This window comes from Vibrio cidicii, assembly GCF_009665415.1.
GTDB classification, from domain to species: domain Bacteria; phylum Pseudomonadota; class Gammaproteobacteria; order Enterobacterales; family Vibrionaceae; genus Vibrio; species Vibrio cidicii.
On sequence record NZ_CP035922.1, the window covers coordinates 698,220 to 713,129 of the forward strand.

8 protein-coding genes and 1 pseudogene are annotated in these 14,910 nt (G+C 47.4%); 5 read left to right on the top strand and 4 right to left on the bottom strand.

What is annotated here, in order from left to right; translation table 11 throughout:
- Positions 1-61: 61 nt before the first annotated feature.
- On the top strand, positions 62-2,107 hold the full coding sequence (locus tag EWA64_RS18670) for a hybrid sensor histidine kinase/response regulator (RefSeq protein ID WP_061895716.1): 2,046 nt from the start codon (positions 62-64) through the stop codon (positions 2,105-2,107).
- Positions 2,108-2,145: 38 nt separating this feature from the next.
- On the opposite strand, the gene cqsA is transcribed toward EWA64_RS18670, so the two are convergent.
- Both cqsA and ylqF read right to left on the bottom strand, forming a co-directional pair.
- Positions 2,146-3,324, bottom strand: coding sequence for an alpha-hydroxyketone-type quorum-sensing autoinducer synthase (cqsA, locus tag EWA64_RS18675; RefSeq protein WP_061895715.1), 1,179 nt, complete (start codon positions 3,322-3,324; stop codon positions 2,146-2,148).
- 274 nt (positions 3,325-3,598) lie between these two features.
- Positions 3,599-4,543 (bottom strand): ribosome biogenesis GTPase YlqF, encoded by a 945-nt coding sequence (gene ylqF / locus EWA64_RS18680; protein WP_061895714.1) that lies wholly within the window; start codon positions 4,541-4,543, stop codon positions 3,599-3,601.
- A 333-nt stretch (positions 4,544-4,876) separates the two neighbouring features.
- On the opposite strand from ylqF, the gene EWA64_RS18685 reads away from it, so the two are divergent.
- The 4 genes from EWA64_RS18685 (at position 4,877) to EWA64_RS18700 (ending at position 13,345) form a co-directional block, all read left to right on the top strand.
- On the top strand, positions 4,877-5,833 hold the full coding sequence (locus tag EWA64_RS18685) for an AEC family transporter (RefSeq protein ID WP_061895713.1): 957 nt from the start codon (positions 4,877-4,879) through the stop codon (positions 5,831-5,833).
- Between the two features lie 256 nt (positions 5,834-6,089).
- A complete protein-coding gene (locus EWA64_RS18690) occupies positions 6,090-8,969 on the top strand; it encodes a ligand-binding sensor domain-containing diguanylate cyclase (protein ID WP_082796722.1) in 2,880 nt (959 codons plus the stop codon).
- A gap of 182 nt (positions 8,970-9,151) precedes the next feature.
- Positions 9,152-10,285, top strand: coding sequence for an exonuclease SbcCD subunit D (locus tag EWA64_RS18695; RefSeq protein WP_061895712.1), 1,134 nt, complete (start codon positions 9,152-9,154; stop codon positions 10,283-10,285).
- Positions 10,286-10,297: 12 nt separating this feature from the next.
- Complete coding sequence (locus tag EWA64_RS18700; RefSeq protein WP_061895711.1) at positions 10,298-13,345, top strand: AAA family ATPase; 3,048 nt, start codon at positions 10,298-10,300, stop codon at positions 13,343-13,345.
- A gap of 244 nt (positions 13,346-13,589) precedes the next feature.
- Here EWA64_RS18700 and EWA64_RS21260 read toward each other — a convergent pair whose 3' ends face one another.
- Entirely contained in the window at positions 13,590-14,111 is a 522-nt protein-coding gene (locus EWA64_RS21260) for a methyl-accepting chemotaxis protein (RefSeq protein WP_439655069.1), read from the bottom strand.
- Between the two features lie 18 nt (positions 14,112-14,129).
- Positions 14,130-14,891, bottom strand: a pseudogene (locus EWA64_RS21265) (PAS domain-containing protein); the annotation flags it as partial.
- Between the last annotated feature and the right edge of the window lie 19 nt (positions 14,892-14,910).

A 14,910-nucleotide genomic window follows, 5' to 3' on the forward strand; every position in this document is an offset into this window, starting at 1 on the left:
GGCTTATGCAAGATTGCACTAACGCAATCTATGACATTAACCACTATTGGCTAGTAGTGACATGGAATCGATTCGCAAGGTTTATCAATATGCTAACCCTAACTTGACGCTTGTCGGCTGGATGGGGTTTCTCGGCTTTCCGACCTACTACTGGGTTTGGACGCATCTTTTTCCTCAGTCTTACGAGAATCTTCCGCTCAGGCTACTTTGTTCAGCTTTATTCTTGCTGCTGGTCTTGCGAGAGCGGTTACCCATGCCGATCCGCACGCGTATGCCCATCGTCTATTTGATAGTGATAACAACCTGTTTGCCATTTTTCTTCTTTTTTATGCTGTTGATGAATGAATGGTCGAACGTTTGGGTCATGTCCTTTATGGCAGCGATTTTCTTACACATCTTGTTAGTCCATATGACTAAGGTAATGTTTAGTCAAACATTTATCGGTGTTGGCATGGCGGTACTTGCCGCGTATGTGTGTAATGACTACCATCTAGTGATTTCCGTCGACTGGCGTCATGTGCCGATATTTCTCTTTATCTATCTGTTTGGCAACTTATTCTATTTTCGCAATCAAGTTGAACATGAATCACGGATCTCTATCGCCAAAGCGTTTGGTGCCGGAATCGCCCATGAAATGCGTAATCCGCTAAGTGGCTTGGTTGCTTCTATTGATGTGATTCAATCGGTGATTCCCAACGATAAAGTTGAAAAACGCAGTAACTACGCGCTAAGTGCCAAAGACGTCGCTTTGCTACGAGAAGTAAGTGAAGAAGCGATGAAGATTATCCATTCGGGCAATGAGACGATTGATCTGCTTTTAACCTCGATTGATGAAAATCGTGTATCTCGTTCAACCTTTAAGCGACATTCGGCCAATGAAGTGGTCAAAAATGCCATTGAAAGCTTTAGCTATAAAAAATCGGCGGACAGGCAATGCATTCGCTACCACGAAGAAGGGAACTTTGACTTTTTTGGCAGCCACACGCTACTGAAGTACGTTATCTATAACCTTGTTAAAAATGCGTTTAACTATCGCAATCCTGAGGTGTTCACCATTGATATTACGATAAGTCGCGATGATACGGAGAACATGGTTGTCGTGCGAGACAACGGTCAGGGAATTGCGCCAGCGTCGATGGAACATATTTTTAAGGATTTCTATACCACTGGGAAAAGTAGTAACTATGGTTTGGGACTGCCATTTTGTAAAAAGGTGATGCGATCCTTTGGTGGCAGCATTGCTTGTCAATCGGCGCAAGGGCAATGGACGGAGTTTACGCTGACGTTTCCGTTGGTAAAATCTAAAGTAGTTGGTGAAATCAAGTATGAGCTGATGAAACTCAAGTCGGTCTTTTTTATCAGTGAGCAAGAGATTCTGTGTAAAAAAATGGCGGAATCAGCTCGCTCAAGCGGTTTCGCCCTCACGGTAAAAACGGCCGAGCAAGCGTGCTTAATGGCCGAACATGAGTTTGAATATGATCTTATCTTTCTGGATTTGAGTTCGGTCGACTTAAAAAACAGCCAGCTAGACAGGCTAGAATCTTTACTGCATTTTACCGAAGCGCGCATTGTTTACTTGTATCAAGATGCGATAGTCAATCGCCGCAACCAAAGTACATTGCCGGTATTGTGGGTTGAAACGCAATCTTGGTTACTCAATACAGCGCAGATTATCGACAGACTCATGTTTGACGCAAACTTTGATGCGTACATGCCCGCTCCGGTCAGAAAATCCGACGATGGCAAACGGGTGATAATGGTGGTTGACGATAATGATTCGCTGCGAAAATTCACCTCTTTATTATTGGAGAAACAGGGTTTCGAAGTGATTCAAAGAGAAGATGGTCGGGAAGCGCTTCATGCGTTGGAAAAACATCATGTTGATCTCATTTTGATGGATATTGAAATGCCGATATTAGACGGTATAGAAGCGTCAATTCAGATCCGTCAGTCAAATAAAAAATATGCTCATGTTCCAATTATCGCCCATACTGGTGACAGTACTCCCGTAACACTAGAGAGAATTAATCAGTCAGGAATGTCTGATTATTTAGTTAAACCCGCCGATAAAAATAAACTACTAGATAAAATATCACATTGGATATAAGAAGAGCCCTTAGGGCTCTTCTTTATTTATAGTGGCTTCTAAACAAAAATAAATTGTCCAGACTGATAGGCCGAGCGGCATACCTCTATTGTTTTTTCTATATCTTGTTCGTCAAGTGATGCATTAATAGAAAATCGGATGATATTCTTATTTTTTCCTGTGGCTGGACGACAAAATACAGAGCCAAAAATACCGTTGTCTTCTAAATAGTCTCGTACATGCTCGGTGTTCCGCTCATCGGCCGTTTCAATGGCGACAATTTGAGATTGGCTGCGAACTTGAAAACCGATCTGCTTGAGCCCTAGACGAAGCTGTCTTGCCAAGCGTCCGACTTGGGCTCTTCTTTCATCACTTCCTCGGACAATTTCCAGTGTTTTCTCTAATCTGTCGATTTCAAATGGCAGTAAAGTAGAGCTGAATATCGCCGGGTAGGCAACAAACGGTAGAGTTTGTGAAATGAGATCGTGGCCAAGAATCGCCCCGGCCCGATAAGCAAACGACTTGGCTAGGCTGACAGTAATAAAGTCAACTTTACTAGTCAGTTCTAGCTCTTTGACTAATCCCGCGCCTTGTGGGCCATGTGTCCCCAACGAGTGAGACTCATCGACGATAATCGCGCATCCATATCTTTCTGCGATGTCACACAGATCCTTGAGCGGTGCGACAGTGCCAATTGTGCTGTAGACAGAATCAACGATGATGATCCCTGCACCGTAGCGTTCAACCTGCTTAATCAGGTGATTGAGGTTGTTATGCATAAAAGGATGGATGGCTGCATCTGCGATACGCGCTCCTTCCCAAAGTGACATATGGGTAAAAAAGTCAATGTAGACCGGGGTTGTAGGGGCGCAGATCGTTTGCAAAAGACCAATATTGGCTGCCCAGCCGGATTGTGACAGCAGACAAGATGACATTCCAGTATAGTTGGCGAGCTGCTTTTCAAAATTGGGTTTGCTCTTTTCGCTTTGTAAAAAAATAGCCGACATCACAACACTGGCATCGCATTTATTTATTGCATCAGTATGAACCTGTTTGATTTCAGGATGATTGGCAATTGATAAATAATCATTGCTCTGCATGATAATTGAGTCATTTTCTGGGACTTTTCCCATGACTAAATGTGTTTTGCTCTTGTTACTATGAATCAGGTCTTCTACCTGAAATAATAAGCGATTTGATATAAATTCAGGTAGTTGTTTAGGAAACATGTTATTCATAATTTTATTCTCTATAAAAATACACAGACAAGCGCCAGCTGACGAGTGATTTATCGCTCAGTATTCAACGAATGTCATTGGTGAATAATTATATTTTTGTGAGAAGTAGCAAATATAGTTGTTCCTTATTTGATACTTTTAATCTTTATCTACCCTTAGGGAATATAAAATAAATAGAATTATTAGCTTATTGATTATAAAAGGCTAAAAAAGAGGGACGTAAAATACGTCCCTGAAAAATGAGGTGATGATAGGAAGAACCGGCTTTTTTGGATCAGCGTTTGTTCTTGAGGTAGCGTTTTCTACGTTCCTCTTTTTGCTTGGCTTTTTCTTCCGCGCGGCGTGCGGCTTCGATTTCAACTTCGATCAGTTCTTGAGTGATCATCTCTGGTCTCTCAAGCGTTATCTGCCCTAAAGTACCATTACGTAGCTCATGCAGTAGGATCTCACTGGCTTTATGTAAGTCCACTCGGCCACCAGAGCGCAATGCCCCCCGATTGCGCCCGATTTCTTCCATCAGCTCTACATCGGATTCTGGAAGCTCGTCTATCTGATAGCGATCTTTGAGTTTTTGCGGGTAGTGTTTGGCGAGATACTCGACGGTGTAAAAAGCCACTTCATCGTATTCCATGGCGGTATCTTTAACGGCTCCGGTAGCGGCAAGGCGAAAGCCACTGTGCGGGTTTTCAACTTTAGGCCACAAGATCCCTGGAGTATCAGAGAGCACAATCCCGTTTTGCAGATTGATACGTTGCTGACGGCGAGTCACGGCAGGTTGGTTACCTGTTTGAGCGATGGCTCGTCCAGCCAGCGTGTTGATGATGGTTGATTTGCCAACGTTCGGGATGCCCATAATCATGGTACGAATGTTTTTGCCGATCTCTTCTCGATGCGGGGCCAGCTTGCGGCAGAGCTCCATGATCTTGTGCACTTCCTGCGTTTGAGAGGTGGTGATCGCCATCGCTTTCACGTTTTGCTCTTTTTCAAGATGTTCGATCCACAACTGAGTCAGTTCTGGGTCGGCCAAATCGCGTTTGTTCAGGACCTTAACCACAGGTTTTTCTCCACGAATTTTAGAAATAAGCGGATTTTCACTGCTAAAAGGAATACGTGCATCAAGCACTTCAATAATTACGTCGACTTGTGGAATGGCTTCTTCGATCTCTTTGCGGGCTTTGTGCATGTGCCCAGGAAACCATTGAATTGAGTTGTTCACCATTGGGAATATAAATCCTTAACTTTATCGATTTTTATGTGAAACCTTGCGGTTCACATAAAAAGAAATGCTTTGCGCAAATTGGATATGGGGCATTGTACTTGAGATTGGCTGCGGTATCCATTTTGCTTAGGTTTATTGCACATTTTGCTTAAGCTTATTGCAAAATCCTGCGGAAAAATGGAAGGACGATAGAAAGGCACGGCCAGTGAATTGTTCGAACCATAACGCTTAGAATCTACGGTAAATAATGCAAAAACAGTGAAATAACTGGACGAAAGATTGCGCTGAGACAACAATCAGTCACTTAAAACTTACTTGCCAGCGGGATGCTTGATGGAATCACTTTTAGCTCAGTTACAGTTTTCCTTGTCGGTCACTGGCCCTATCTGTCTGATGTTGCTGCTGGGGGTGTTTTTTAAACGTATCGGATTGATCAACGAGCCTTTTATCGAAGTAGGCTCCAAACTGGTGTTCCAGGTTACTTTGCCCACCATGCTGTTTCTCAGTCTGGTCAGCGCCGAACACGACTTTTCCGCCGCCAGTCATTTTGTCAATTTTGGCATTGTTGCCAACATCGTTTTTTTTGTTTTTACCTTCATCTCCGTCAAACTGTTGTTTAAATCCTCTCCTGATCAAGGCGTGGTGATTCAGGGTGGTTTTCGCGCCAATACGGGCATTATTGGTATCGCTTATGTGGCCAACGCCTATGGCTCTCAGGGGGTCGCGCTGGCTGCAATTTATGTTGCGGTGACTACTTTTATCTACAACGTTCAAGCCGTGATCTGCTTATCACCGAAAGGTAAAAACAGCGGTGACAAAGCGCTCAAAGTGGTGTTTAAAACCCTAACCAAAAATCCGCTGATCATCGCTATCCTCTCTGGCGTCGCATTTTACTTGTTGTCTATTCCCGTTCCGCAAGTCGCAATAGATGCCGGTAATTATCTGTCTAAGATGACACTACCTTTGGCGCTTTTGTGTACGGGCGGCTCACTTAATTTCAGTTTGCTCAAAAATGAAAGCTACCCCACTTGGTTTGCCAGCAGCTACAAATTGGTTTTGGCGCCAGTGCTTGTAACCGGCACCGCCTATCTGCTCGGATTTCGCGGTATAGAACTGGGTATTCTATTTTTTATGAATGCTTCGCCTGTCGCTGCGGCAAGTTATGTGATGGCGCGCTCGATGGGAGGCAATGCCACATTAGCGGCAAACATTATTGCCTTGACCACGGTGCTTTCAACCATCACCTGTACGATTGGGTTGGTGCTTTTAAAAGCCTACCAATTGGTGTAACGAACTTTATGCGAAGAGAAGTATTTGGCGAAACGGTGAGTGTGTATTGGCTTGATTATTTTGCTTGATTCTGGTTTTGTCTCTGAGCATGAGAGTTTTGTCACAAGGTGACGAATTCCATACGCCATACTGCCTGTATAAATCACCACTATATTGTTGTGTCTTAGATGTTAATTTATATTTATATCATAAATATTTTTCGGCGGTTTCGTTGGTTGCCGTTTGGTTTAAACCGCAGTGAAGGAAAATGACGTAAATGAGTAGTATAAACTGGGCACCTCTGTTCTTTCATTCTAGGCGATTGGCGATTTTGATACTGACCGCTTTGTGCTCGACTTCTCTTTTTGCTCAGCCACTACGTCTATCCGATTACTTCTCTGAAACTTGGAGTTCAAATCAGGGGTTACCCCACAATAGCATTAATGCCATTGCTCAGACCCAAGATGGCTACTTGTGGTTTGCCACTTGGGAAGGGGTTGCTCGTTACAATGGTCTCAATTTCAAACGTTTTGATCGGAATCCGCAGACGCATATGCTCGATTCTGGCACGCGCTCGCTGACGGCAGACAGTGCCAATCGTTTGTGGGTGGGCGGTGCACGCGGTAGTTTAGCACTTCGTCAAGGTTATACTTGGCATGAGCAACCCCCGCTTGCCGGGCTGGTCAATTATATTTTTGTCGATTTACAGCAAAACTTATGGTTTGCCATTGAAGGTAAAGGGGTAGTGTTTCGCCCGCATCTTAATGATGGTCGTTATGGCGAAGAGCAATGGCGATTAACCAATATAAGCGCTTATCGCCTTGCTCAGGATGCGAATGGAGCGATTATTGCGGCAACGGATGCCGGGCTCTACCGCCTAACCGAGAACGCGGCACAAAAACTCTCTTCAACGCAATTTGAGCGTGTCTCTTATGTCTCATCAGCACCTAACGGCGATATTCTACTAGGGACAAACCGTGGCGCTTGGCGCTGGGACGGGCAAATCCTCAGCCCTGTAGAGAATGCTCTGTTAAGTACCGTGGTTACGGTGGTTGAGCAAGACAGCGCGGGCAGTATTTGGCTTGGCACTATCAATCGAGGTGTGGCACGCTTGAGTTCGCATGGGCTGGAATGGCTAGACGTTCGTCAAGGGCTGCCGAATAACCGCGTGCTCTCTTGGCTTGAAGATCAGCAAGGTAACATCTGGATCGGCACCAATGGCGGGATTATCCGTTTACGAGAAGCTCCCTTTGTTTCTGTGACTCAAGAACAAGGTTTGATAGGCAACTATGTCCGCACTCTGCTGGAGATCGCTGACGATCATCTACTCATCGGTAGCAGCAATGGCCTGAGTGTGCTGGATAGCTCAGGGGCGCGAGCGGTACCGAGTCACGGTGAGAATCTCTCCGTGCTGAGCTTGGCAAAGCGAAGCGCAGACAGCGCTTGGGTTGGCACCTACCAACATGGCCTGATGGTGTTCCAAGCTGGGCAGCTAAGTTTATTTCTTAGTGAAAATAGTGGTTTACCGACTAATGAAATTCGAGCTTTGCTTCAAGATAGTCAGAATAATTTATGGATAGGAACGCCTGCGGGGTTAGTGGAACGCTCACCAGACGGTACTTTGCGCTATTTTAGTAAAGAAAATGGCGAGCTGGTTGATAACTACGTGATGGCGCTGGCGGAAGATGAGTTCGGTAAAATTTGGGTGGGAACTGGGCTTGGTGTCAGCGTTCTCTCTGGTGAGCATTTTTCTCGCCTCAATTTAGACAAGCTGGAAGCTGCTCAATACGCTTTCGGTTTTTACACCGAACCGGGCTATGTGTGGATCGCCACAGATCGTGGTGTGGTGCGCTATCGGCAACGGGATAAAACCACAGCGCTTGTTGGGCGTCCGCAGGGGTTGCCCATCGACAAATTTTTCCAAGTGGTTAACGATGGCCAAGGTCACTTCTGGTTGTCAAGTAACCGAGGTATTTGGCGCATTGGCTACGAGCAGGCACATCGGGTTGCAGACGGCATGTATGCCAGTTTAGAGTTTGAGCATTACGACGAAAATGATGGTATGGCCAGTAGCCAGGCAAACGGTGGCTCCAATCCGGCCGCGATAATCAGCCGTTCAGGGCGTCTCTATTTCGCCACAGCAAAAGGCGTTGCTTCGATTCATCCCGATAGTTTGACGCACAATGAGGCCCATCTGTTACCCGTTGTGCTCGAATCAGTAAAATTTGACGCCGCCAGCATGAATGTCGACGTGCAAGGCCAAGTTCCTTCGGGCACGACGCGTATCTCTTTCTCTTACGTTGGGCTGGGCTTTGTGATGTCTGAACGTTTGCAATACCGGACCAAACTGGAAGGGTTTGACAACGATTGGTCGTATCGCGGTAATGCGACCACGGTGGAATACACCTATCTGCCGCCTGGGGAATACCGTTTGTGCATCAGCGCACGCTCGCCGTACGGTGAGTGGCATGATGCGCAGCATGTTTACCAATTTACTGTGTACCCCTCTTTTTGGCAGCGTACGGAAGTTCGTATTGCCGTTGCACTGGCAGCACTGATCCTGCTCGTGGCTGCGATTCGCTGGCGGCTAAGCGCGCTTAAACGCAATGAGCTTCAATTGAAAAAACAAGTGGCACTGCAAACGCAAGAGATCCGAGCGCAAGCGGAGAAGTATGAAAGATTGTCAAAAGAAGATGTATTAACTGGCTTGGCGAATCGCCGCGCCTTTGATAACGAGATCAAAGCGACTTTCAATCACGCTAAGGAAAATCAGCAGCGTTTCTTTGTCGCGATCTTGGATATCGATTTCTTTAAGCGAATCAATGATAAATATTCCCATCTGGCTGGCGATAAAGCGATTATCACCATCGCTCACATTTTGCGAGATTATGCGCAATCACCTGAAAAAACGGCAAGGTGGGGTGGGGAAGAGTTCACCCTGTTGTATCAAGGCGATCAGCCGTACGCCTATTTTGAGCAGTTGAGAGAGCGTATCGAGCAGAGCCGTTTTGATGATATCGATCCGGATCTCACTATCACCGCCAGCATTGGTTTTGCCGATAGCGATAATGCGCAGAGCTATGAAGAAGTGCTTAAACGCGCCGATCACGCACTGCTCAAAGCCAAACGTAACGGGCGCAACCGCACTGAGTGCTAACTCCAATGCCGGTCATCAACACAGTATGAGTTTGTGGGCGTTTCGCCCATTTATTGCCCTTTCAATCACTTCGGATGTCAATTTCACCGCTTGATACGATGAAATGGCCGATTTTTCAGGCTATGCTATCGCCTGAAAAACGTGGCATTCCGTCATACGTTCGTTGGTGTAAGTGACAATTCATGAAGTTTATTCATACCTCTGACTGGCATCTAGGCCGCCAGTTTCACAACGTCTCTCTGTTGGAAGACCAAAGCGCCGTTCTTGATCAACTGATTGAATACATCGCGCAGCATCCGGTCGACGCCGTTGTCGTGGCGGGGGATATTTTCGATCGCTCAGTGCCACCGACCGCCGCGGTAGAACTGCTCGACCAAACCGTTACGCGCGTTTGCGGCGAGCTGAACACGCCGATGATCATCATTCCCGGCAATCATGATGGCGCGCAGCGACTCGGTTTTGGTGCTTCGCAAATGAAACAAGCCGGGTTACACATCATCAGTAACTTCAAGCAAATGCTGACTCCTGTGGTAGTGGAAAGTGAGCAGGCGGGTCAGGTGGCTTTTTATGGCATGCCCTATAGCGATCCAGAGCAGGTGCGTTTTGCCTTTGACGCTGATGTGAAAGACTACGACCAAGCGCACAAAGTATTGGTTGAAGAGATTAAGGCCCGTTTGCAACACGTGCAGAAAAACGTGCTGCTGAGCCACTGTTTTGTGGATGGCGGAGAGAGTAGTGATTCGGAGCGGCCGCTCTCCATTGGCGGTTCGGATCGAGTTAGTGCGGACCATTTTCGCTGCTTTGACTACGTTGCGCTTGGCCATCTGCATCAGCCGCAGCAGCGCAGTGAAGCCCACATCCGATACAGTGGCTCGTTGATGAAATACAGCTTTTCCGAGCAGCACCAAAAGAAAGGTTTTACGCTGGTAACGCTCGATGAAAACGGATTTGCTAACGCTGAGCATGTCGCGCTCAAAGCACCGCGAGAAATGCGCGTGCTGGAGGGGGAACTGGATGACATCATTACACGTGGCAAAACAGATCCTAACTCGGACGATTACCTATTGGTGCGCTTGCTGGATAAGCACGCGATCCTTAATCCGATGGACAAGCTTCGTACGGTCTATCCGAACGTTTTGCATTTAGAGAAACCGGGCATGTTGATTGGCGTAGAACAACAAATGGCGCAAGCAAAACTGGCGCGCAGTGAAGCGGATATGTTCCGTGATTTTTTCCGCGAAGCGCAAGAGAGCGAATTGAGCAGCGCGCAAGATCAGGCGCTCAGCGCCATTGTCAAAGATTTGTTGAAACAGTAAGGGCGAGAGAGCATGAAACCCATCAAACTCACCATGCAAGCATTCGGCCCTTTTGCTGGCCGTGAAGAGATCGACTTTACCTTACTCGGATCTAACCCACTGTTTTTGATCAACGGGCCAACGGGATCAGGGAAAACCTCGATATTGGACGCCATCTGCTACGCTTTGTATGGCGAAACCACGGGTAATGAGCGGCAGGGCACGCAGATGCGTTGTGATCTCGCCGATGTGAAAACTCCGACCGAAGTCACTCTCGAATTCGTCTTACACGGCAGACGTTACCTTGTTCAGCGCTCGCCAGAGCAAGAAGCGGCCAAGGCGCGTGGCGAAGGGACGACGGTAAAAAAACACACTGCGTCGCTCTATTTACTCGATGACGAAGAAAAACTGATCACCGCCAAAACCAACGAAGTGAAAGGCAAAGTCGCTGAGTTGATTGGTCTAAGCGAGACTCAGTTTCGCCAAGTGATGGTGCTCCCACAAGGGAAATTTCGCGAACTGTTGCTTGCGAGTTCCAAAGATCGCGAAGAGATATTTGGCCAGTTGTTCCAAACGGAAATATACAAACGCATCGAATTTGCCCTGAAAGAGAAAGCGCAGGCGATCAGCAGCGCCAAAGAGAAGTTTGATGAGCAGATCCGTGGTGCGCTGGATGTGGCTGAGGTCAGTGATGAATCGTCTCTGACAGAGACATTGAAAGAGCAGCAAAGCGTGCTCACTGAGTTGAACCTGCAAGAACAACAGCACTTAGGCCGCTACAACGACGCCAAACAAGCTCTCCTTACGGCCAAATCCTTGCTGGAAGAGTTCAATAAACAGGCGTCAGCGAAAAGTGCGCTCGATACTCATCTGGGCAAAAAGGAGTCGATGCAAGCTTTAGCACTGCAGCTTGAGCATGCCCGCCAAGCGCAGCAACTCGATGGGTCTTACCACCAGTGGAAGAATATCCTTAACGATATTGTTCAACAGCAAAGTAAGATTGATGAGCTTAATGCTTCACTAAGCAGAGCAACACAGCAAGCGAATGAGTTAGAGCAACAGCATACCCAGGCCCAGCAACAAGCTGAACGCATTCCTGAGCTACAGCAAGAAAAGTTTGCCTTAGAAACCGCCAAGGCCAAGCTGATGCAAAAAGCGCAATTTGAACAAGAGATTGTCCATTTAGGCGCAGAAGTTGAAAAGCTGGAGCATCAATTGCAGCGCGTGCAAGCGCACAAAACGGTGATGCAGCAAGAGCTGCAATCGGCCACCAGCGTCTTTGACCAAGGCAAGCAGGCACTGGCGGAGCAGCCACGGCTTGAAGCGCGTGAAGGGGAGTTGAAACGCCAGATCAACGACTACACGCACCACTTGAAACTTCAGCAAGGTTTGCAAGATTTCCACTCGCAGACACAAGCCAAGCAGCAGGCGCAACAACAGGCAAAGCAGCACTGGTTAAACGCTCAGCAAAGTGCCGATCGGGTTGAGCTGAGCTGGCACAATGAACAAGCGGCGATCCTTGCTGAACGTCTTAGCCAAGGCGACCCTTGCCCGGTCTGTGGCAGCCGAGATCATCCGGCTAAAGCGAGCTTTGCGGGAGAGCCGGTCAGTAAAGTGCAAGTCGAGCAGGCGCGCGAGCGGGAGAAAAACGCGCTCGCCGTTTTTAACCAGAGCGAGAATGCGCTGGCGTTACACCTGTCTAAAGTCACTCAACAGCAAGAAGCGTTAGCACAAAGCGAAGCAAATCTGGGCGCTTTGTTGGATACCTCAATTGAAGCGCTGCAAGCCCAGCTGCTGGAGCTGCAAGCCGAGCTCAAAAAAATGCAAGCGATCAACCTCGCTCAGTTGGAGAGTCATGTCCAGCAACTGAGCGAGCGCTGTGGCAAAGGTGATGCTATGGAGAAAGAGCTCACCCAACAACTCATTTCTGCCTCTGCGACGTTAAAAGAAAAGCGTGAACAGCTAAGCAAATTTAGTCTGCAGATCGCCAGCGAATGGAGCGACGTGACTTTGGTTGAGCAGACAATGGCCACGCTCAGCCAACAGATCGAAACATGGCAACAAGCCAAAGAGCTCAGTCAAAAACGCCTTGATGAGATCAAACAAACGCTATCGGCACTGCGGAGTGAACTAAAAGCGCACAGCGACATGTTGTCGCAAATACAGCATCGGAGTGAACAACATCATTTGGCTTGGCGTGAGGCTCTCGACATGTCAGCCTTTAGCGACGAGCAGCACTACTTGGCGCAGCGGGCAGAGCCCAGCCAGTTGGAGCAATGGAAGCAAGAACTGGAGCAATTTCAGCAGCAGACTACCCGTTTGCAGCAGACTTATCAGGATTTCCAGCAGCGATTGCAAGATAAACAGCCGCCGGAATTGGCGCAGCAAGAGCTGACAGTGACAGAGTGTGAGCAGCGTTATCTGCAAGTCAAAAATGAGCGAGATAGTGTGCGCTCTTTGGTCACCAAACTGGAAAGTGTGCAGCGCAAGATCGCCGAGTTACACCAACACAATCAACGCCTTGAAGAGGAATACAAGGTTTACGGTACACTTTACGACGTCGCTAGTGGTAAAACGGGCAGCCGAATCAGCTTACATCGCTTTGTATTGGGCGTGCTGCTGGATGATGTGTTGATCCAAGCGTCGCAACGTTTGAGCTTAATGAGTCGTGGTCGATATATCCTCAGCCGCAAAACCGAAGGCTTTAAAGGCGTGGCGGGGCGAGGCTTAGATCTGGTGGTGGAAGACAGTTACACCGGCAAATCGCGCGATGTTGCCACCTTGTCTGGCGGAGAATCCTTCATGGCGGCACTCTCTTTAGCGCTCGGTTTGTCGGATGTGGTGCAATCTTACAGTGGTGGTATTCGTCTTGATACGCTGTTTATCGATGAAGGATTCGGCAGCTTGGATCCGGAGTCGCTCGATCTGGCGGTGCAAACGCTGGTGGATTTACAACAGAGCGGGCGAATGATCGGGGTGATTTCCCACGTCGCAGAAATGAAAGAGCAAATGGCGCAGTGTATTGATGTTGTGCCGTCACGCAGCGGCTCCGCGATTGTTGTTAAGGGGGCACTGTATTGAGACGGTTGAGAGTCGCGAAAAGATGGGCTCTGCATTCGTGCGGGTAAAGAAGTCGCGCACGTCACGTCAGGTGGGCCAAGATGTCCACTTACAACTTCGGTGTAAATATTAACAACTCAATCATTTAGCGTGTTTAAACTGTTGGGTTGGTGGAGTAAAAAAGGAGTCAGCGTATAATGACGCTAACTCCTGCTAAATGCTTGTTTTTCTGACCGAAGGTGCCTTAAGATGCGATGAAATCACATCACAAAGAGAGCCCTTTTACCGTGCTTGATACCAGATCCGCGTCTGCGGTTATCTCCTCAATTACTTCTTTGATTTGCTCAGCTTGTGTTTCTCCGGAAGAGGCTTTTTCAAACACGGTTTGAATGGTTTTATCAATGTTCTGTGTGATACTGGAGTTTGCATTAATCACCTCTGCTATTTCTGAGGTCGATTGCGATGTTCGTGCCGCTAGCTGCCTCACTTCATCGGCGACCACAGCAAAGCCTCTGCCTTGCTCGCCCGCCCGAGCCGCTTCAATTGCAGCATTGAGTGCCAGTAGGTTGGTTTGGTCGGCAATCGAGCTGATAGTGGAAACAATCGCTTCCACATTTTTCGATTGGCCATTGAGTTGGGCTATTTGATTACTGACATCTTGCACCGATTGATTAATGGCTTTCGAGTTAGTTAATAAACTCAAAATGCTGGCTTTGCCGTTAGCGGCGGAGTTGACGGTGTCTTGTGCGATTTTCTGCGCCGTTTTCGCTGCTTCTTGCACTTGCATCGATTTTTCCACACGTTCGGAGATATCACTGGCGAGTTTGATGATCTTCACGACTTGGCCAGCATGATTGTAAATTGGGTTATAGGTAGCTTCTAGCCAGATATGTTTACCATATTTGTCTAAACGCATGAAAAGACCGCTCTGAATTTTTCCCGCAGCAAGATCTTGCCAAAATCGAGGATTTTGCTGATAAAACGTCTCTTCGCAGAAAGCGCGATGATGTTTTCCGATCACTTCGTGCAATGAATAACCAAAGCATCTTAAGAAATTATCATTGGCAGCGAGCACGGTGCCATCCGGGGTAAAATCAATCACCGCAAGCGACTTGTCCATGGCTTTAAGCAAAGCTTGGTTACGTTCTAACTCCATTTGTGCTTTGGTGACATCGGACGCCACTTTGGCAATGTATTCCACTTTTCCTTGATTCATAATTGGAAAATAGGTGGCAGCCACCCATACGGCATTGCCGTTTTTGTGCTGGCGAATAAAACGATCGCTGCGCGGTTTGCCTTTGGCTAAGTCATCCCAAAGTTGGCGATATGTAGAGGTAGAGACATCTTCAGGAAAGCACAACATGCGATGATGTTGATTTACAAGCTCCTCAAGGGTATAGCCCACCACATTGAGAAATTGTTGATTGGCGAAGCGTATTTCACCGGCTGGGGTGAATTCTATATAAGGGACGGATTGCTTTAGTGACTCTCTGAAAGCTTGGCATTGGGTTACCTCGTTTTCCAAATGAGACACTTTGTCGGTGTAAGAACGTTTTGAAACGAACATCTCAAGCTCCTGAATAGTC